The sequence below is a fragment of the Enterovirga sp. genome (assembly GCF_035325185.1).
GTDB lineage: Bacteria > Pseudomonadota > Alphaproteobacteria > Rhizobiales > Beijerinckiaceae > Enterovirga.
This window is the reverse complement of the sequence record NZ_DAOLAJ010000015.1, coordinates 34,313-53,559: the sequence shown is the minus strand read 5'-3', so window position 1 is coordinate 53,559 and position 19,247 is coordinate 34,313. Positions and strand designations below refer to the sequence as shown.

At 67.5% G+C, this 19,247-nt stretch carries 20 protein-coding genes; 6 read left to right on the top strand and 14 right to left on the bottom strand.

Annotated features, from left to right (window positions below; all coding sequences use genetic code 11):
* A partial coding sequence (locus PKD06_RS05065) for a biotin carboxylase N-terminal domain-containing protein (RefSeq protein ID WP_324378225.1) occupies window positions 1-814 on the bottom strand: 814 nt, incomplete at its 3' end.
* Between the two features lie 181 nt (window positions 815-995).
* Between PKD06_RS05065 and PKD06_RS05060 the strand changes: the two genes are divergently transcribed.
* On the top strand, window positions 996-1,526 hold the full coding sequence (locus tag PKD06_RS05060; protein WP_324378223.1) for a hypothetical protein: 531 nt from the start codon (window positions 996-998) through the stop codon (window positions 1,524-1,526).
* 18 nt (window positions 1,527-1,544) lie between these two features.
* Here PKD06_RS05060 and PKD06_RS05055 read toward each other — a convergent pair whose 3' ends face one another.
* Window positions 1,545-1,982 (bottom strand): hypothetical protein, encoded by a 438-nt coding sequence (locus PKD06_RS05055; RefSeq protein ID WP_324378221.1) that lies wholly within the window; start codon window positions 1,980-1,982, stop codon window positions 1,545-1,547.
* Between the two features lie 255 nt (window positions 1,983-2,237).
* Between PKD06_RS05055 and mepA the strand changes: the two genes are divergently transcribed.
* Entirely contained in the window at window positions 2,238-3,194 is a 957-nt protein-coding gene (gene mepA, locus PKD06_RS05050; protein WP_324378218.1) for a penicillin-insensitive murein endopeptidase, read from the top strand.
* 16 nt (window positions 3,195-3,210) lie between these two features.
* Here mepA and PKD06_RS05045 read toward each other — a convergent pair whose 3' ends face one another.
* Complete coding sequence (locus PKD06_RS05045) at window positions 3,211-3,762, bottom strand: CoA-binding protein (RefSeq protein WP_324378216.1); 552 nt, start codon at window positions 3,760-3,762, stop codon at window positions 3,211-3,213.
* A 2-nt stretch (window positions 3,763-3,764) separates the two neighbouring features.
* Window positions 3,765-4,577, bottom strand: coding sequence for an enoyl-CoA hydratase (locus tag PKD06_RS05040; RefSeq protein WP_324378214.1), 813 nt, complete (start codon window positions 4,575-4,577; stop codon window positions 3,765-3,767).
* A 75-nt stretch (window positions 4,578-4,652) separates the two neighbouring features.
* Here PKD06_RS05040 and PKD06_RS05035 point away from each other — a divergent pair, with 75 nt between their 5' ends.
* The 4 genes from PKD06_RS05035 to argC all read left to right on the top strand — a co-directional run bounded on the left by PKD06_RS05035 (window position 4,653) and on the right by argC (window position 7,406).
* Window positions 4,653-5,084: a PaaI family thioesterase gene (locus tag PKD06_RS05035; RefSeq protein ID WP_324378212.1), complete on the top strand. Its 432-nt coding sequence runs from the start codon at window positions 4,653-4,655 to the stop codon at window positions 5,082-5,084.
* A 177-nt stretch (window positions 5,085-5,261) separates the two neighbouring features.
* The gene (gene rplM, locus PKD06_RS05030) at window positions 5,262-5,723 is read left to right on the top strand and encodes a 50S ribosomal protein L13 (protein WP_324378211.1); all 462 of its coding nucleotides are present in this window, start codon (window positions 5,262-5,264) and stop codon (window positions 5,721-5,723) included.
* A gap of 1 nt (window position 5,724) precedes the next feature.
* Window positions 5,725-6,207, top strand: coding sequence for a 30S ribosomal protein S9 (rpsI, locus tag PKD06_RS05025; RefSeq protein ID WP_324378209.1), 483 nt, complete (start codon window positions 5,725-5,727; stop codon window positions 6,205-6,207).
* Between the two features lie 242 nt (window positions 6,208-6,449).
* Entirely contained in the window at window positions 6,450-7,406 is a 957-nt protein-coding gene (argC, locus tag PKD06_RS05020; RefSeq protein WP_324378207.1) for an N-acetyl-gamma-glutamyl-phosphate reductase, read from the top strand.
* 10 nt (window positions 7,407-7,416) lie between these two features.
* Here the strand turns inward: argC and PKD06_RS05015 are convergent, their stop codons facing one another.
* The 10 genes from PKD06_RS05015 to PKD06_RS04970 all read right to left on the bottom strand — a co-directional run bounded on the left by PKD06_RS05015 (window position 7,417) and on the right by PKD06_RS04970 (window position 19,246).
* Window positions 7,417-7,722 carry a hypothetical protein gene (locus PKD06_RS05015; protein ID WP_324378205.1) on the bottom strand — a complete coding sequence of 102 codons (306 nt, stop codon included), beginning with the start codon at window positions 7,720-7,722 and terminating at the stop codon, window positions 7,417-7,419.
* Window positions 7,723-7,793: 71 nt separating this feature from the next.
* Complete coding sequence (locus PKD06_RS05010) at window positions 7,794-8,474, bottom strand: DUF599 domain-containing protein (protein WP_324378203.1); 681 nt, start codon at window positions 8,472-8,474, stop codon at window positions 7,794-7,796.
* Window positions 8,475-8,531: 57 nt separating this feature from the next.
* Window positions 8,532-9,761, bottom strand: coding sequence for a threonine ammonia-lyase (gene ilvA, locus PKD06_RS05005; RefSeq protein ID WP_324378201.1), 1,230 nt, complete (start codon window positions 9,759-9,761; stop codon window positions 8,532-8,534).
* A gap of 49 nt (window positions 9,762-9,810) precedes the next feature.
* Window positions 9,811-10,188 carry a RidA family protein gene (locus tag PKD06_RS05000; protein WP_324378199.1) on the bottom strand — a complete coding sequence of 126 codons (378 nt, stop codon included), beginning with the start codon at window positions 10,186-10,188 and terminating at the stop codon, window positions 9,811-9,813.
* 54 nt (window positions 10,189-10,242) lie between these two features.
* Entirely contained in the window at window positions 10,243-11,097 is an 855-nt protein-coding gene (pflA, locus tag PKD06_RS04995) for a pyruvate formate-lyase-activating protein (protein WP_324378197.1), read from the bottom strand.
* A 3-nt stretch (window positions 11,098-11,100) separates the two neighbouring features.
* Window positions 11,101-13,344 carry a formate C-acetyltransferase gene (pflB, locus tag PKD06_RS04990; protein ID WP_349255102.1) on the bottom strand — a complete coding sequence of 748 codons (2,244 nt, stop codon included), beginning with the start codon at window positions 13,342-13,344 and terminating at the stop codon, window positions 11,101-11,103.
* A gap of 68 nt (window positions 13,345-13,412) precedes the next feature.
* Window positions 13,413-14,585: an acetate/propionate family kinase gene (locus PKD06_RS04985; RefSeq protein WP_324378193.1), complete on the bottom strand. Its 1,173-nt coding sequence runs from the start codon at window positions 14,583-14,585 to the stop codon at window positions 13,413-13,415.
* Window position 14,586: 1 nt separating this feature from the next.
* The gene (locus tag PKD06_RS04980; RefSeq protein ID WP_324378191.1) at window positions 14,587-15,528 is read right to left on the bottom strand and encodes a phosphate acetyltransferase; all 942 of its coding nucleotides are present in this window, start codon (window positions 15,526-15,528) and stop codon (window positions 14,587-14,589) included.
* A gap of 80 nt (window positions 15,529-15,608) precedes the next feature.
* Entirely contained in the window at window positions 15,609-17,423 is a 1,815-nt protein-coding gene (locus tag PKD06_RS04975; protein ID WP_324378189.1) for an SLC13 family permease, read from the bottom strand.
* A 524-nt stretch (window positions 17,424-17,947) separates the two neighbouring features.
* Window positions 17,948-19,246: an aminotransferase class I/II-fold pyridoxal phosphate-dependent enzyme gene (locus PKD06_RS04970; RefSeq protein ID WP_324378230.1), complete on the bottom strand. Its 1,299-nt coding sequence runs from the start codon at window positions 19,244-19,246 to the stop codon at window positions 17,948-17,950.
* Window position 19,247 lies beyond the last annotated feature (1 nt).

The window sequence follows — 19,247 nt, the reverse complement described above, 5'->3', positions numbered from 1 at the left end:
CGGCGCTGTCGTAGCCGACCGCCTTGGCGAGGGCGACGGCCTGCTCGCCCATCTTGCGGCGGGTCGCGTCGTCGAGGAGCGGGGAGGGGGCTTCCTCGATGACCTTCTGGTTGCGGCGCTGGATCGAGCATTCGCGCTCGCCGAGATAGACCACGTTGCCGTGCTTGTCGCCGATCACCTGGATCTCGATATGGCGGGGATCGGTAATGAATTTCTCGACGAAGACGCGGTCGTCGCCGAAGGAGGAGGCGGCTTCCGACTTCGCCCGCGCGAAGCCGTCTGCCACCTCGGCGGCGGAATAGGCGATGCGCATGCCCTTGCCGCCGCCGCCGGCCGACGCCTTGATCATGACCGGGAAGCCGATCTCTTCGGCGATCGTCACGGCCTGCTCGGGGCTCTCGATCACGCCCAGGAAGCCCGGCACGGTCGAGACCTTGGCCGCCGCCGCCGCCTTCTTCGATTCGATCTTGTCGCCCATGGCGGCGATCGCGTGGGGATTGGGGCCGATGAAGGTGATCCCGGCCGCCGCGAGCGCCTTCGGAAACGCCTCGCGCTCCGAAAGGAAGCCGTAGCCCGGATGCACGGCCTGCGCGCCGGTCAGCTTGCAGGCTTCGACGATCTTCTCGATCATGAGATAGGACTCGGCCGCCGCCGGCGGGCCGATATGCACCGCCTCGTCCGCCATCTGCACGTGAAGCGCGCTCCGGTCGGCATCGGAGAAGACCGCGACCGTCCGGATGCCCATGCGCCTCGCCGTCTTGATCACGCGGCAAGCGATCTCGCCGCGATTGGCGATCAGGATCTTCTCGAACATGCGTCTTCGCCGGGGCAGGAACCATGCCGCGGAGCGCGGCAGCTTCACTCCCGTTAGACCAAGCTGCGCGGCGGGAAAAGCGAGACTGCGCGCCCTTGAGCCAGGATCGCCCCGCGGCACGACATCGGTGTGAAACGCGCCCTCTTCAGAGAGGCCGCCTTCTACCAATGGATGAGGTTGCATGCCGCTTCCGACCGAGCCCGTGATCCTCGTTGCGAATAGCTGGCAGGCACGGAAGGTGCGCTGGGTTTTCTGGGGCCTTTTCCTCTTCTTCGCCGGCTTCGCCTATTGGGCCTGGGACCTGTCGCAGACCTACGGGCTGTCTCCCGGCGACGGCGGCGTCCTGAAGCCGCCGGGCGTGCGGCTGACGGCGGCCGCGATCGTCGGCGCCATCGGGCTCCTGCCCCTTCTCGGCATGATCGCCTACGTCAGGCGCTATGTGGCGGGCCTCGTCTGGCAGGGCGAGAGGGTCGTCCTGTCGGGCGCCTGCTGGCCGATGGGAGAACGCTCGGTTCCCCTCGCGGCCTTCGCGCCCGGCCGCGAGCATGACGGCCGGCTCTATACGGTCAAGCATTGGATCGAGGCGCCCTGGCTGACGCTGTCGGTCGGCGGGCGGACCTATATCGTCGATCTCCAGGCCGAGGAGGTGAACCGCGAGGGCCTCGCGCGTCTGTTCAAGGAGGCGAACCGCCTCGGGAACGGAGCGCGCTGAAGGCCCCCGCGGCGATGGTCACCCCTGATGCGCAGCCGCCATGTCCGCGAGTCCCTGCCGGCGGGCGGCGGCCGAGCGCATGACGAAGGCGACGAGCGCCTGGTCGGCGCGCTCGGCCTCGCGCGCCACCTCGAAGGCGATCGCCTCGGCGACGGGGGTGGGGCCCCGCCCGGCGCCGAGCGAGGCGACGAGCCAGAGGGCGGCGTCGCGGTCGACATAGCCGGTCGGCCGCGCCGTCCAGACGACGTAGTCGACGATCGTCGAGATGACGAAGGCGTTCCAGCTGCAATGCTTCGCCGCGACGGCGCGGTCGAGCGCGATGAGGATATCCGCCTCGTCGCGGTCGTCGGGGCCGTGGGGAAGGATGTCGCGCTGCAGGCGGCGGACATCGGCGAGGGTGATCTCGCCCGCCGTGGTGACGGTTTCGACGAAAGACTCGAGTGAAGACCTGATCATGTTCTAGCCCCCGAGAGCCATTTGTTTTCGGCTCTTCATGTCGCGAGCAAGAATTGCGTAAGCTGTGCAAGCAGCCGGTTAACATCGGAATCTGAACGGAAGTTCAGGTTAAACGGTGGTCGACCGATGTGGTTTCGGGAAAATGACCAAGGGCGCGAAAAGGAAGGATACGGTGCCGGAGGGGGCCGCGATGGCGCCAAATTCTTGTGATCGGGAGGGAATCGTTTGCCATTCCAGCAGGGTCCGCGCGCGGTCATGACGCTTCATTCCCTCTCGAAGCACCCTTGCCGGCTCGCCGTGGCCGCCGCGCTCCTTCTCGTGGGGCTGCATGGCGCCTGCGCCCAGCAGACGGCCCAGGAGGAGGCGAAGCGCCGGGCGGAGAACCTCGCCGCCTTCCCGCATGCGGCGCGGGCCATGTTCGGGCAGAAGGTGACGCCGGCCCAGCTCCAGGCCCGCTCCATCGGCTCCTATGCCAGGGGCTGCCTCGCGGGCGCCGTCGCCATGCCGGTCGACGGCTCGACATGGCGGGTCATGCGCCATGCGCGCAACCGCAACTGGGGCAATCCCATCCTGATCGATTATCTGGAACGGCTGGCGAAGGCGGTGCCGCAGATCAACGGCTGGCCGGGCATCCTGATCGGCGACATCTCGCAGCCGCGCGGCGGGCCGATGCTCACCGGCCACGCCTCCCACCAGATCGGGCTCGACGCCGATATCTGGCTGACCCCGATGCCGGCCCGGGGCGTGACGCCGACCGAGCGCGAGAACATGCCCGCGCTCAACATGGCGCGGTCAGACTGGATGGATGTCGATCCTTCGGTCTGGACGGGCGGCCAGACGAGGCTGATCAGGACGGCGGCCTCCGATCCGCGCATCGAGCGCATCTTCGTCAATCCCGCGCTGAAGGTCGCACTCTGCCGCGAGGCCGGGGCCGATCGCGGCTGGCTGTCGAAGGTGCGCCCGATGTGGGGGCACAATTACCATTTCCACGTCCGCATGGTGTGCCCGGTGGGCGAGCCGGGCTGCACGCCGCAGACTCCTCCGGGGCCCGGCGACGGCTGCGGCGAGGAGCTTCAGGACTGGCTTGCCAAGCAGCACAAGGCGATCTTCGCGCCCAGGAAGCCCCGCATCGGGCCGCCCCCGAAGCCGAAGCCTCCGCTCTCCCTCGACGCCCTGCCGGCGGAGTGCCGCCAGATCCTCGTGGCGCGCTGATCCATCTGATTTCGTATCAGAGCTTCCGGTCGATCGTCAGCTTCTGGAAGCCGCGCCCGGCCAAAGCCGGCTTCTTCGCGGAGAGGATACGCGAGTTGATGCCCTGCCAGCCGATCTCGCCCGAGAGACGGCCATATTCGATCTTGGGACAGCGGTTCATGATCACGGTCACGCCCTTCGCCTCGGCGAGGGCCGCGGCCTCGTCGTTGCGCACCGAGAGCTGCATCCAGATCACTTTCGGCAGGGGATCGAGCCGGAGCGCTTCCTGCGTCACTCCCAGCGCATCGGTGCTGTTGCGGAAGATCTCGACCATGTCGAGCGGGCGCCCGACCTCCGCGAGAGACCGGTGGCAGGCGGCGCCGAGCAGGGTCCTGCCGGCGAGCTTGGGATTGATCGGGACGACGTCGTAGCCCCGGTCCAGCAGGTATTTCACGACGATGTAGCTCGGGCGGGCCGGATTGTCGGAGGCGCCGACGAGGCCGATCGTCTTCACCTCCCGCAGGATCCGGCGGACGAGCGCATCGGGATAGCCGTCGTGATGGGCGAGGGCCGGGGCGGGGGCGTTCATGGTCACTCTCCGGTCCAGATGGGCTGGCGCTTCTCCAGCACGGCGCCGATTCCCTCCTCGGCATCGCGCGCCAGCATGTTCTCGGCCATGACCCGCGAGGCGTGGTCATAGGCTTCGGCGAGCGTCATCTCGGCCTGCTCGTAGAAAGCCTTCTTGCCGATCCGCACCGTCAATGTCGACTTCGAGGCGATGATCGCGGCGAGCCGCATCGCCTCCGCGACCGCGCTTCCCGCCGGGACGACGCGGTTGACGAGGCCCATCCGGGCGGCCTCCGCGGCCGGGATCGTCTCGCCGAGCAGCAGCATCTCCATCGCGTGCTTGCGCGACAGGTTGCGCGACAGCGCGACCATGGGGGTCGAGCAGAAGAGGCCGATATTGACCCCCGGCGTGCAGAAGCGCGCCTTCTCTCCCGCCGCCGCGAGGTCGCAACTTGCGACGAGCTGGCAGCCGGCCGCCGTCGCGATCCCCTCGACGGCCGCGATCACCGGCTGAGGCAGCCGCACGATCCGCTGCATCATTGCCGAGCAGCGCCCGAGAATCTCGGCGAAATAGGCGCGGCCGCGATCGGCATCCTTCCGGCGCGTCGTCATTTCCTTGAGGTCGTGGCCGGCGCAGAAGACGGGACCGGATGCGGCAAGGACCACCGCCCTGACCGAGCGATCCGCGCCGATCCGGTCCAATTCCTCCGTCAGCGCGCCGATCAGGGCTTCCGACAGGGCGTTGCGCGAGGCGGGCCGGTCGAGCGTGAGGACGGCGATGCCGGCCTCGTCGCGCCGCAACAGGGGAGGGGCGTCGGTGGTCGTCGGGGCGTTCATGGAGGCTCGATTCTGCGTCTATTGTCGGAAGCTCCTCGCCGTGGTGCAAGGCCCGCTCGGCGGAGGCGGAACGGCATGGCGAAGGGTCCGGTGATGGGCGTTGCGGAGGTGGAGGCTTATCTCGGGGAGGTCTTCCCCCAACTCCTGGCCGACGGGCGCGTCTACACGATCGAGGCCGTCGGCCCGATGACCGCGCGGATGCGCATGCGGGCCGGCGAGAGGCACCTGCGTCCCGGCGGCACCGTCTCGGGACCGGCCATGATGGGATTGTGCGACCTGGCCCTCTACGTTGCCATTCTCGCGCAGATCGGCCCCGTGGGGCTCGCGGTGACGACCAGCCTCGGCTTCAACTTCCTGCGCAAGCCCGGGCCCGGCGACCTCCTGGCCGAGTGCCGGCTGATGAAGCTCGGCAAGCGCCTCGCCGTGGGAGAGGCGAGCCTGTTCGCGGAGGGGGCGGACGAGGTCGTCTGCCACGCGACCGGGACCTATTCGATTCCGCCGCGGTGAGATTCGCCGGGCGGCGCAGGGGTGAGGTATTATAATACCTCACCCTCTAAATCGCTGAATTCCGGCGCTTTTCGCTTGACCGGCAGGCATCGGTTGCGTAGACGGCCGCATCCGCCGCCGCGCTCGTCGTGGGCGGCGTTTCATTATGGGCGGTCCGCCGCCCGATCGGAATTCACGATGAAGACTTTCTCCCTCAAGCCGGCCGACGTCGAGAAGAAGTGGGTCGTGATCGATGCGGAGGGCCTCGTGGTCGGGCGCCTCGCCTCGATCGTCGCGATGCGCCTGCGCGGCAAGCACAAGCCCGCCTATACCCCCCATGTCGATTGCGGCGACAACGTCATCGTCATCAATGCCGACAAGGTGAAGTTCACCGGCCGCAAGCTGGACCAGAAGGTGTATTACCACCACACCGGCTATATCGGCGGCATCAAGGAGCGCTCGGCCAAGTCGATCATGGCCGGCAAGTTCCCCGAGCGCATCGTCGAGAAGGCGGTCGAGCGCATGCTGCCGCGCGGCCCGCTCTTCCGGCAGATCCTCGGCAACCTGCGCGTCTACAAGGGCGCCGAGCATCCCCATGCCGCCCAGTCTCCCGAGCCGCTCGACGTCGGCGCCCTCAACCGCAAGAACGTGAGCAACTGACATGGCCGTCCTGCAGTCCCTCGCCGATCTCGGCCAGTCCGTCCGCGGCACCGACAGCGTCCAGGACGCTCCCGTCCGCGAGAAGAAGACCGACGCCCAGGGCCGCGCCTACGCGACCGGCAAGCGCAAGGACGCGGTGGCCCGCGTCTGGATCAAGCCGGGCTCCGGCAAGGTCACGGTCAATGATCGTGACATCGAGGTCTATTTCGCCCGTCCCGTCCTGCGCATGATCATCCAGCAGCCGCTGGAGGTCGCCAACCGCCTGGACCAGTACGACATCGTCGTGTCGGTGGCCGGCGGGGGCCTCTCGGGCCAGGCGGGCGCCGTCCGCCACGGCCTCGCCCGCGCGCTGACCCATTACGAGCCGGAGCTGCGCTCGCCGCTGAAGCGCGAGGGCTTCCTCACCCGCGACAGCCGCGTCGTCGAGCGCAAGAAGTACGGCCGCAAGAAGGCCCGCCGCTCGTTCCAGTTCTCCAAGCGCTGATCCGCAAGCGGCATTTCACGATCTGGGCGGCCTGCGGGCCGCCCTTTTCGTTCATGGCCCGCGGCGCGTGAGCATTGACAGGGGATTTTTCCGGGGACATATCCGCCGCATGATCATGCGACGACAGGTCCGACGCTTGCCGCTTTAGCGCGCGCTTTGTCGTGGGCCTCCGGTCCCGTGTGTCGAAGCCGCGCCGCTGCGCGGCTTTTTTTGTTTTTCCGATCCCAAACCGAGTGACGACCATGAGCAGCACGCTCGCAGACGCTCCCAGCAGGACGAGGCCCGCGCGGGTCTTCATCGACGGCGAGGCCGGCACGACCGGGCTCGGCATCCGCGAGCGCCTCGCCGGCCGGCGCGATCTGGAGATCCGCAGCATCGACCCCGAGAGGCGCAAGGACCCGGCCGCCCGGCGCGCCATGATGGAGGAGGTCGACCTCGTCATTCTCTGCCTGCCGGATGCGGCGGCAAAGGAGACGGTGGCGCTCGCCGACGAGATCGGGGCGGGCGCCCCGCGCCTCCTCGACGCTTCGACCGCCCACCGGGTCGCGCCGGGCTGGGTCTATGGCTGGGCCGAGCTGGCTCCGGGGCAGCGCGAGGCGATCGCGGGGGCCCGGCGCGTCGCCAATCCCGGCTGCTATCCCACGGGCGCGGTCGCCCTGATCCGCCCGCTGGTCGATGCCGGCCTTCTGCCGCCGGACCATCCGGTCTCGGTCAACGCCGTCTCGGGCTATAGCGGCGGCGGCAAGAGCATGATCGAGCTGTTCGAGAGCGGGCAGGGGCCCGCCTTCGAGCTCTACGGGCTCGGCTTCCGGCACAAGCATCTGCCGGAACTGCAAGCCTATGCCCGGCTGACGCGGCGGCCGATCTTCATCCCTTCGGTCGGCAATTTCCGGCAGGGGATGCTGGTCTCGGTGCCGCTGCATCTCGACATGCTTCCGGGCCGGCCCTCGCCGGCCGATCTCGAGGCGGCGCTGAAGGCGCATTACCCGGAAGGGGGACAGGTGAGGGTCGTGCCCTGCTCGCCCGACGACCGGCTGGAGCCGGAGGCGCTGAACGACACCGACCTCATGGAGCTGCGCGTCTACGGGTGCGACGGCCAGGCTCTCCTCGTCGCGCGGCTCGACAATCTCGGCAAGGGCGCCTCGGGCGCGGCCGTGCAGAATGCCGAGCTGATGCTGGGCCTCGCCCCGCGCGGCTGACGCGGCGGGGTCAGCGGCATTGGGGCTGGCCGGGCGCGGCGCGGAACCGGCGGCGCCCGGCCATCGGCACGGCGCGGACCGCCGGGCGCGCCTCGACGATGCGCACCTCCAGCGTGCAGGGGCCGGCCCTGACGCGATAGAGGTCGGTCTCGACGAATTCGACGGCGTCGATCGGATCGCGGAGCGCCTCGCCGGCGCGCGTCGTGACGGCCTGAAGCTCGCGAAGGCGCTGATGCTTGGGCGCCAGCGCCGCGAAGGCGGGGGTCGATGCGAGAAGCGCGATTGCCGCGAGCGGCCAGCATGCCGGCTTGTTCATTTCAGCTCCTCGCTTCCGGGCGGGCCCTCCCGCCGCATGCGACCGAGGATAAGCGGCGCGTTCTCCGGTGACTACTGCTTCACGATCCGGCTCGATCGCGAGGCGAATTCGCGGTGCCACTGCGCGGCGGCGACGGCGACGGTCGCCGCCATGAGCAGGACCGGATGGACGAACCATCCGAGATAGCCGAGCGCGAAGATCAGGGCGCGCTGGCCCCGGGCGAACTGGCCTCCCGCCTCCTCCGCGAGCTTTGCCGCGCGGCGCGCATGATCATAGGACCGGGGGGTGTCCCGCTCCTCCCTCGGCGGGGCGGCGCCCATCATGAGGGACACATACATGAACAGCCGGTACGACCATGCGAATTTGAAGAACGCATAGGCGAAGATGACGGCGAGGCCGATCATCTTGGCCTCCCATTGCTGGGGCGTGGTGCGGGTCCCGAAGGGCAGGCCGGCGAGCGCGTCCAGAAGCTCGGCCCGGGGGCCGAACACGTTCAGCACGCCGCCGAGGCCGATCAGCGACGCCGAGGCGAAGAACGCGGCGCCGCTCTGCAACGACGCCATGATCTGCGCATCGGCGATCCGCACCTCGCGCGCGCGCACCTCCTCCATCCAGGCATAGCGGAACCGGTTCGCCTGGGCATTGAGGCTGCGCCTGCCGTAGGCCGTCCGGTCCAGGACCGTGGCATAGGCCAGCCAGACCGCGCAGAACCAGGCGAAGGCCAGGCTATCCAATGCGGAGAAAGGAAACATGGCGCCGCTCCGATGAGAGCGTCAGCCGGGACGGCTGCCCCGCGTCGCAGGCGGAGCCTAGTCCGGCTCCACCAGTTGCGTGCTGTAGCCCTGCGCGCTGATCGCCTGGAGGAGCGCCTGGGTCTCCTTGGCGCCGGGGGTTTCGACCAGCAGGTCCAGTTCGATTTCCCTGTAGGCGGCGGAGTTGAAGGCGCGGCGATGATGGATGTCGAGGATATGCGCCTTCTCGGCCGCGGCGAGGGCGCCGATCTTGGCGACGCTGTCAGGACGGTCCGGCACGATGACGAGCAGCTTCGCGAGCCGCCCGTCCCGCGCCATGCCGCGCGCGACGATGTTCTTCAGGAAGGTCGTGTCGATATTGCCGCCGGTCAGGATGGCGCAGACTTTCTTGCCCTCGAGGCCGGAGATCTTGCGGCTGAGGAGCGCCGCGACCCCGGCCGCGCCGGAGCCCTCGGTCACGATCTTCTCCGATTCGAGGAGGACGAGCACGGCCTGGGCGATCTCGTCTTCCGTCACCGTGACGATCTCGTCGACATATTTCTGGATCACGGGGAAGGTGTGGCCGCCCGGCCGCCCCACCGCGATGCCGTCGGCGATCGTCGTTCCCGAGACGGAGACGATATGGCCTGCCTCGACGCTCGCCTTCATGCTGGCGATGGTCTCGGCCTGCACGCCGACGATGCGGCAGCGCGGATTGGCGTCCTTCAGAACGATGGCCATGCCGGCGGCGAGCCCGCCGCCGCCGATCGGAACGACGAACACGTCGAGATCGGGATTCTGCTCCAGAAGCTCCAATCCGACGCTTCCCTGGCCCGCCAGCACCCGCGGATCATCGAAGGCGTGGACGAAGGTGTAGCCCTTCTCCTTCTGAAGCTCGGTGGCCCGTCCGAAGGCGTCGTCATATCCGTTGCCGTGCAGGACGATCTCGGCCCCGTATTTGCGCGTGCCGCGCACCTTCGCCATCGGCGCCGTCTCGGGCATCACGATGGTGGCGTGGACGTGGTTGCGCTGCGCGGCGAAGGCGAGCCCCTGGGCGTTGTTTCCCGCCGAGGCCGCGATGACGCCCGCCTTCTTCTGGGCGTCGTCCAGGCTGAGCACCGCGTTCATCGCGCCGCGATCCTTGTAGGCTCCGGTGCGTTGCAGATTTTCCATCTTGAAGAACAGCTCGCAGCCGAGTTCGCCGCTCAGGTTGGGCGAATAGGTGCAAGGCGTCAGGTTGACGAAGGGGCGAATCCTCTCGCGGGCTTCCTTGATATCCGCGACCGTCACCGAAATCGTCGAAGACATTTGGCGTTTCCTTCCGAAATAGTTCGTTATGCAGGGCGAGCAAGCCGGTTCAGGCGAGCGCCGCGATGCATTCGATTTCCACGCGGACATCGAGCGGCAGGCGCGCCACCTGCACGGTGGAGCGCGCCGGCCGGTGCTCGCCGAAGGCCCGCGCGAAGACCTCGTTCATCTTCGGAAATTCTTCGAGGTTGCTGAGGAAGACGGTCGTCTTCAGCACCTTCGAGAAGTCGGTTCCGGCCGCCCGCAGCACGGCCTCCAGATTGGCGAAGACTCTCTCCGTCTGCTCGACGATCCCTCCCTCGACGACCTTCATCGTCGCCGGATCGAGCGGGATCTGGCCCGAGCAATAGAGCAGCCCGCCATGCACGACGGCCTGGCAATAGGGCCCGATGGCCTTCGGCGCCGCCTCCGTTGCGATGATTTTCATGCTTGATCCTCGGTGGTTGGAAGACGGATCGCAGTTCAAACTGCGGATCCCGCGTCAGAAGACCGTCAGCCCCCGGCTCCGAAACTGCCCGCGGACCCGCTCGGTGAGTTCGGGAGTGGGAGGTTCCGTATTCTCAAGCGGATAGGGGATCTTCAGCTTGTGGTACTTTTCCATCCCCATCTGATGGAAGCGCAGGATCTCGACGCGCTCGACCGTCCTGAGGCTCGCCGCGATGTCGGCCACCTTCTCGATATTGTCGTAGGCGTCGGTCAGGCCCGGAACCAGCACGTAGCGGATCCACATCTTGCGGCCCAGATCCGAGAGGCGGCGCGCATATTGGAGTGTCGGCTCGAGCGGCTGGCCGGTGACGCGCTGGTAGGTTTCGGGATCGCCGGATTTGATGTCCAAGAGATTGAGGTCGATATCCAGCAATTCCTCGTCCGTGAGCCGCTCTCCCAGCCGGCCGCACGTATCCAGGCAGGTATGCAGGCCCAGTTCTTTCGCGCGCCGGAAGACGCGCGTCGCGAAGCCGTGCTGCAAGACCGGCTCGCCGCCTGAGATCGTGAGGCCGCCCTGGGAAATGCGCAGGACTTTGACGTATTTCCCGATCTTGCTCATCATCTGGTTGAGCTTGATCGGCCGGCCGTTGGATTTGTGCCAGGTGTCGGGGTTGTGGCAGTACTGGCAGCGGAGCGGGCATCCCGTCAGGAACAGGACGAAACGGATGCCCGGGCCGTCCACCGTGCTGCCGACCTCGATCGAATGCACGTATCCGAGGAGGCTCTCCTCGTCCTCGCGCGTCTCCTCGTCGCTCGGATAGGCCTCGGAATAGGAGTGGGCGGCGGCGCGGGCATGCACCCCCGCCTGGGAGAGATGCAGCGCGTAGCGGCCGTCCTCGGGGATTCTCACGGCCTACTCCGCGCCATGGAACGTGCGGTTGAGGACGTCGAGCTGCTGTTCCTTGGTCAGCTTGACGAAGTTCACGGCGTATCCCGAGACGCGGATCGTCAATTGCGGATATTTGTCCGGGTTCTCCATCGCGTCGCGTAGAGTTTCGCGGTTGAGGACGTTCAGGTTGCAGTGGAACCCGTCCGAGGAGAAATACGCATCGAGCCCGTTCGAGACCTTGGAGAGGCGCTCGGACTCGCTGCCGAGCGAGGTGGGCACGACCGAGATCGTGAGCGAGATGCCGTCCTCGGCATCGTCATAGGGAAGCTTGGCGACGGACAGCATCGCCGCCATCCAGCCATGGGTATCGGCGCCGTTCGAAGGATTGGCGCCCGGGGCGAAGGGAACGCCGGCCCGGCGTCCGTCCGGCGAGTTTCCGGTCTGCTTGCCGTAGACCACGTTGGACGTGATGGTCAGCACCGATTGCGTATGCAGGGCGTCCCGGTAGGTGTCGAACTGGCGGATCTTGTTCATCATCGTCGTGACGAGCATTTCCGCGATGCTGTCGACGCGATCGTCGTTGTTGCCGTATTTCGGAAACTCGCCTTCGACCGCATAGTCCACGACGAGGCCGGTTTCGTCCCGGATGGCCGTGACCTTCGCATATTTGATGGCCGACAGGCTGTCGGCCGTATGCGACAGGCCGGCAATGCCGCAGGCGAGCGTGCGCAGGATGTCGCGGTCGTGGAGCGCCATCTCCACGGCCTCGTAGCAATACTTGTCGTGCATGTAATGGATGATGTTGAGCGCGTTGACATAGGTCTTCGCGAGCCATTCCAGCATCGGGTCGAGCCGCTCGAGCACCTCGTCATAGGACAGGACGTCGCCTTCGACCGGGGCGAAGCGGGGGCCGATCTGCTTGCCGGAGACTTCGTCGCGGCCGCCGTTGATCGCGAAGAGCAGCGCCTTGAGCAGGTTCACGCGGGCGCCGAAATATTGCATCTGCTTGCCGACGCGCATGCCGGAGACGCAGCAGGCGATGGCCGCGTCGTCCCCGTATTTCGGACGCATCATGTCGTCGGACATGTACTGGATCGCGCTCGTATCGACCGAGCATTTCGCGGCGAAGCGCTTGAAGCCCTCCGGCAGGCGCGGCGACCAGCCGACGGTGAGATTCGGCTCGGGCGCCGGCCCGAGATTGTAGAGCGTGTTGAGGGTGCGGAAGCTCGTCTTCGTGACAAGGGTGCGCCCGTCCTCGCCCATGCCGCCGATATAGTCCGTCACCCAGGTGGGGTCGCCGGAGAAGAGCTGATTGTATTCCGGGGTACGCAGGAAGCGGACGATGCGGAACTTGATCACGATGTCGTCGATCAGCTCCTGCGCCTCCGACTCGGTAATCTTGCCCTCCCGCAGGTCGCGCTCGATGAAGATGTCGAGGAAGGTCGACAGGCGCCCGACCGACATCGCCGCGCCGTTCTGCTCCTTGATGGCGGCGAGATAGGCGAAATAGGTCCATTGCACGGCTTCGCGCGCGGTCCGCGCCGGGCCGGAAATGTCGTAGCCGTAAAGCTCCGTCATCTTCTTGAGCTGCCGCAGTGACCTGACCTGCTCGGCAAGCTCCTCGCGCAGCCGGATGACCTTCTCGGTCGAATGGCGGCGGTCGATCTCGTCGCGCTCCCGCAGCTTGTCTTCGATGAGGAAATCGACGCCGTAGAGAGCGGGGCGTCGATAATCGCCGATGATGCGCCCGCGTCCATAGGCGTCCGGCAGGCCGGTCAGGATGCCCGAGCTGCGGCAGGCGCGGATGTCGGGCGTATAGGTGTCGAAGACGCCGTCGTTGTGCGTCTTGCAATATTCGGAGAAGATCTTCCTGATCGCAGGATCGGGCGCGATCCCATAGGCGTCGAGGCTCGCCTCGACCACGCGCCAGCCGCCTTTCGGCATGATGGCCCGCTTGAGCGGCGCGTCGGTCTGAAGGCCGACGATCAGCTCCAGCTCCTTGTCGATATAGCCCGGGCCGTGCGCCAGGATGCTGGAGGGCTCCTGCGAAACAGCGAGGACGCCCTTGCGGGTCTCCTCCGCCAGGAGCGGGGTCAGGGTGTCCCAGATCTTGCGGGTGCGGGGCGTGACGCCGGCCAGGAAGGATGAATCTCCTTCATAGGGAGTATAGTTGCGCTGAATGAAATCCCGCACGTTGATCCGGGTGGTCCAGGGGCCGGGAACGAAGCCGCGCCAGGCGACCGCATCCTTGCTGTCGGCAACTTTCATGTCCATGACGACACTCCCTTTATTCGCCGCCGCCCCGCATCGCCCGATCCTGTCGGATCATTGATCCGTCAGAGGAGGGATAACGTATGACGGGCGATGATCAATTCTTCATTCGTCGGAATGACCCAGGCTGCGACCTTGCTGCCCGGGGTGCTGATCAGAGGCCCGTTCGTGGCATTTGCGGCCGGGTCGAAGGCGAGGCCGAGCCAGGCGGCCTGACGGCAGACCCTGTCGCGGATCTCGACGGCGCGCTCGCCGATCCCGGCCGTGAAGACCACGGCGTCGAGGCCGCCGAGCGCCCCGGCGAGGGAGCCGAGTTCGCGGCCGATGCGGTAGACGAACACGTCGATGGCGAGCTTCGCGCGCGGATCGGCGCTCGCGAGCAATTCCCGCATGTCGCTCGAAATGCCGGACATGCCGAGCAGCCCGGATTCGTTGTAGAGCAGCTTCTCGATGGCGCTCAGCTCCATCCCGAGTTCGCGGATGAAATAGAGCACGACGCCCGGATCGAGCGTGCCGCAGCGCGTCCCCATCGGCAGCCCCTCGACCGCCGTGAACCCCATGGTCGAGGCCACGCTCTTGCCATCCGCCATGGCGCACATGCTGGCGCCGTTGCCCAGATGGAGCGCGATCGTCCGCCCGGCCGCGGCCCGCGCATCGTGCTCCGGCAGCACGGAGGCGATGTACTCGTAGGAGAGGCCGTGGAATCCGTAGCGTCGCACGCCCCGGTCGGTGATCGCTGGCGGCAGGGCGAAGGCTTGCGCCACGGCCGGCGCGGTCTGGTGGAAGGCGGTGTCGAAACAGGCGACCTGCGCCACCCCCGGCCGCCGCTCTGCGACGGCGCGGATGGCGGCGAGGTTATGGGGCTGGTGCAGGGGCGCGAGCGGCACGAAGGATTCGAGCCGCCCGAGCACGTCGTCGTCGACGCGCACGGGCGTGCGGAAGGCGTCGCCGCCATGCACGACGCGATGGCCGACCCCGCACAGCGTGTCGCCGCCCTGCTCGTCGAGCCAGTCGAGCAGGAACCGGAGCGCGCCAGCATGGGCCGGCGGCTCGCCCTCGCCCCAGGCGTGCTCGCCGACGACCTTGTCGTCGGGATCGCGGGCCCGGAACCGCGCCCGGCCGTGAATCTCCTCCAGCGCGCCTTTCAGCTCGAGCCGCAGCGTGTCGCCATCCGTGACGAATTTGCGGAACTTGATGCTGGACGAGCCGGCATTGAGGACCAGGATCGCGTCGCCCATGTCAGAGTGACTCCGCCGCCATTTCGAGTTGGCGCCGCGCCACGAGCGCGGCCACCGCGCAGGAGGCGAGGCGGCTCTGCACGGAATCGGCCCGGCTCGTCAGGGTGATCGGAACGCGCGCGCCGAGCACGATCCCCGCCGAATCCGCCTCCATCAGGAAGGACAGGCTCTTCGCGAGCACGTTGCCGGCTTCGAGATCGGGCACCAGAAGGATGTCGGCCTGCCCGGCGACGGGCCCGGACAGTCCCTTGATCCGCGCCGCCTCGGGGCTGATCGCATTGTCGAGCGCGAGGGGGCCGTCGAGAATGCCGCCCGTGATCTGGCCCCTGGTGGCCATCTTGCAGAGCGCCGCCGCCTCGACCGTCGATTGCAGCTTCGGATTGATCTTCTCGGTCGCCGACAGGATCGCGACCTTCGGCTCGCTGATGCCGACGGCGCGCGCGAAGTCGATCGCGTTCTGGGCGATGTCGACCTTGTCCTCGAGGGTCGGGAAGATGTTGATCGCGGCGTCCGTGATGACGAGCACGGTCGGGTGGTTGGGCACGTCCATGATGAAGCAGTGGCTGAGACGCCGCCCGGTCCTGAGGCCCGTATCCCGCCGGACGACCGCCGCCAGCAGCTCGTCGGTGCTGAGGGAGCCCTTCATCAGCATCGCCGCGCGCGCCTCGCGCACGAGCGCGACCGCCTTTTCCGCCGATTGCTGGCTGTGCTCGGCATCGACGATCTCGAAGGGCGAAATGTCGAGCTTCGCCTTCTCGGCGGCGGCCTGGATGCGGCGCTTCGGGCCGACCAGGATGGGGATGATGATGCCGAGTTCCGCCGCATCGACGGCGCCGGCGAGGGACGACTCGTCGCACGGATGGGCGACGGCGGTCGGAGTGGCCGGCATTCCCTTGACCCGGGCGATCAGCCGCTGAAATGCCGTGTGCTGCTGCGTAGTCATGCCGACGCTTGTCCCGGTGGTTCGGATCGCGGCGAGGCTTCGGTGAAGCGCCGTCGCGATCTGTTTTGGTCGAAAATTCCCTAGAAGCGCCAGTAGAGCGGCACGACGAACAGGGTGACGATGATCCACCAGACCGCGATGGGCGCGCCGAACTTGGTGTAGTCGGAGAACTTGTAGCCGCCGGGTCCCATGATCATCAAGTTCACCGGCGTTCCGACGGGCGTCAGCAGCGCGCCGTGCGAGGCGATGGCGAGGCCGACGATGAAGGGGAGAGGAGAGACGTGCATCTCCGCGGCGGTCGCGATGCCGATCGGGAAGAACAGCAGCGCCGCGGCGGTGTTGCTGATGACCGAGGTGACCGCGAGGCAGGCCAGGAACAATCCGCCCAGCACGACGCGCGGCCCCGCATTGCCGAGCAGCTCGATCACCGTATGCCCGATCAGATCCGCCGCGCCGGTCTGGGTCATGGCCGCGCTCAGCGGGATCATGCCGCCGACCAGGAAGCAGGTATTCCAGTCGATCCCCTTATAGGCCTGGGGCAGGGTCAAGACGCCGAGCAGGATCATGAGGCTCGCGCAGATCGTGCCCGCGACGGCGCTCGGCACCCAGCCCGTGGCCAGCAGGAAGACCAGGAGCCCGAGAATGCCGAGCGCCTCCTTGGCGCCGGCGGCGAGCGGGACGGCCTGCCGCCGCACCACCTCCGGCGAATCGACGACCAGCACCTGAGGATCGGCCAGATGCTTGTCGAGCGCCTGCCAGGTGCCCTGCAGCAGCAGATGGTCACCGCTCGCGAGCACATGCGGCCAGGCCGCGACATCCTCGCCGCTGCGCTGCACGCCCAGGATGACCAGGTCGCCGTCGCGCGCGGCCATGCCCGCGAACACCTCCTGGCCGATCAGATTCGACCGCGGCGGGATCACGACCTCGGCGAGGCCGGAATTGCGGTTGAAGAGCGTGTCGGCGAGGCCCGCCGATCCCTCCTCCTCGGCCCGGAACGCGAGATGCTTCTCCGCCGCGAACCGGCCGGCCGCCTGCGCGTCGCCGCGAATGACGACGATGTCGCCCTCGGCAAGCTGGGGACGCTCCGGCGGCGCCCCGGTCGCGGCGTCCTGCAGTGCGACGAGAGACAGGCCCGGCTCGCCTTCGAGATGCGCCGCGTCCTTCGGGGCGCCGATCAGGGGCGAGGAGGAGCGGATGCGGAGCCGGTGCAGCCCGTCTTCGATCCGGTATTGCTCGATCAGGGTGGTGGCGTGCGCGCTGAAGTCGCGCGGCAGGGAGGCTCCGCTCGTGCTCGGCAGAAGCCACCTGTAGGTCAGCATCATGATGCCGATGGTGCCGAGCGCCATCGGCACGCCGGCGACCGCGAATTCGAAGAATCCGATCGGCCTGTGCACGGCCCCTTCGGCGGCCTGGGAGGCGAGCACGTTGAGCGGCGCGCCGATCAGGGTCAGCATGGTGGCGCCGTGGGTCGCGAAGCACATGGGCAGCAGGAGATGCGAGGTCGGGATCTTCAGCCGGACCGCGAGGACCACGCAGAGCGGCAGGAGCGCGGCGACCGTCGCATTGACGCTGATCGTCGCGCAGAACAGCGACGCCATGAGCAGCAGGTAGACCATGAGGCGGTTGCGGCTGTCGCCCGCATGCTTGATGAGGAGCTGTCCCGCCCAGGTCGTGACCCCCGTGATTTCGAGGCCGGCCGCAATCACGAAGAGCGAGGCGATCAGGACGACGGTGAGATCGCCGAATCCGCCGAGCGCCTGGTTCGCCGGCAGGATGCCGGTGAAGAACAAGGCGAGGGACACGCCGATCGCGACCATGACCGCGGGAATGCGCCCCCAGATGAAAAGCCCGAGCGCAACAAAAATAAGAACGAAAGTAATTGTCGCGCCACTCATCTACGTCTCCATATGCGGGCGACGGCGTAAGGCGCAGGAACGGTGGCCGTGCGCCGGTTCAGGTGTTGCAGAATGAGAAAGAAGCAGACGCGGCTAGAGCTGCCGATGGGAGCTTTCACCCATCGACGCATGATCATGGCGCGGCGCGTTGCAGCGGCCATTGATCTCGATCAAGCCAGATGAAATGCGCACCTGCGTTTCCTTGTCTTTTTTTATTTCTTGCAATTTTCAAGACTCTGATCGAATCCCTCAACCATGCAAGTGCATGGTGTCCCAAGTTATATGCATTGCGTCCCAACCAGGTGCCGCTGCCGGCATGAGGTCTGTCGAATCACGGGAGTAGGGCGTGTCCGCGAGCGGCTTCTAGTGGGTTCACGTGGGGAATGAATATTATTCATCGCCCACTATTCATGGCGGGACGATGCAGGAGCGCAGCGGATTGAACCGTCGGGGGCTTGGCGGAGAATTCCACTTTCGAGAGGATGGAGCCGTGGCGCGTGCCCTATCGGCAGAGGGCACGCCGGTCAGGTCAGGGAGCGCGTCAGGGCTGCGATGGTCTCGCTCGTGTCGACGAGATTGGCCATCTCCTCGGCGGTTGCCTGTACGGCCTCCTCGATATCGGCGAGGCTGTGTTCGGCGGTGATGAAGAAGCGCAGCCGCGCGTGCCGCTCCGCGACCGCCGGATGCAGGATCGGCATCACGTTGATGCCCCGCGCCGAGAGACGGTTCGACAGCATCGCCGCCTTGAGCGATTCTCCGAGGATGACCGGGATGATGGCGAAGCCCTCGCTGGTGCCCGTATCGAGGCCCCGCTCGCGCGCCGCCTTCAGGAAGGCGGCGCCGTTCTCGTGCAGGCGCCGCACGCGCTCGGGCTCGCGCTCCATGGCGTCGAGCGCGGCGGCGCAGGCCGCGGCGAGGGGCGGCGACAGGCCGACGCTGAAGACGAAGGCCCCGACACTCGTACGGATGAAGTCGATCAGTGGGGAGGGGCCGGCGATATAGCCGCCCGCCCCGGCGAGCGTCTTCGACAGCGTGCCCATCCAGATATCGACCTCGCGCGGATCGATCCCGGCCTGCTCGGCGAGCCCGTGGCCGCGGGGCCCGAGGACGCCGAGCCCGTGCGCGTCGTCGACCATGAGCCAGGCCCCGAAGCGCCGCTTCAGCTCGACCAGGGCGGCGAGGTCGGGCCAGTCGCCGTCCATGCTGTAGAGGCCCTCCACCACGATGAGGCAGCGCGTATGGGAGGGGCGCGCGCTCTCCAGGATGGCTTCGAGGGCGGCCATGTCGTTATGCGGGAAGGAGCGCCGGGCGGCGCCCGAGAATTGCGCCCCGAGCGCGATCGAGTTGTGGATCAGCTCGTCATAGACGACGAGGTCGCGCGCGCCCAGGATCGCGCCGATGACGCCGACATTGGTGGCGTGCCCGCTCACCATCGCGACGCAGTCCTCGGCCTCGTAGAGGGCGGCGAGGCGCCGTTCCAGCTCCCGGTGGACGGGCCGCTCGCCGGCCACGAGGCGAGAGGCCGAGGCCGAGGTGCCGTAGCGGTCGATCGCCGCCTTCGCGGCCGCCTGCACGGCGGGATGGCCGTTCAGCCCGAGATAATCGTAGGAGGCGAAATTGACGTAGGCGCGGTTCCCGATCCGGGTGCGGGCGCCGGCGCGCTCCTCGTGGACGCGGAAGAATGGATTCTCGAGCCCGATCATCTGCGCGAAGGAACGCTGCGTCTGCAACTCGCGATAGCCCGGCAGGGTGGTAAAATCGGTCGCCCCCGGCGGGGGCGCGGGGGCACGGGGCCGCCCGCTCTCTCCAGCCCTGCGGGACAGG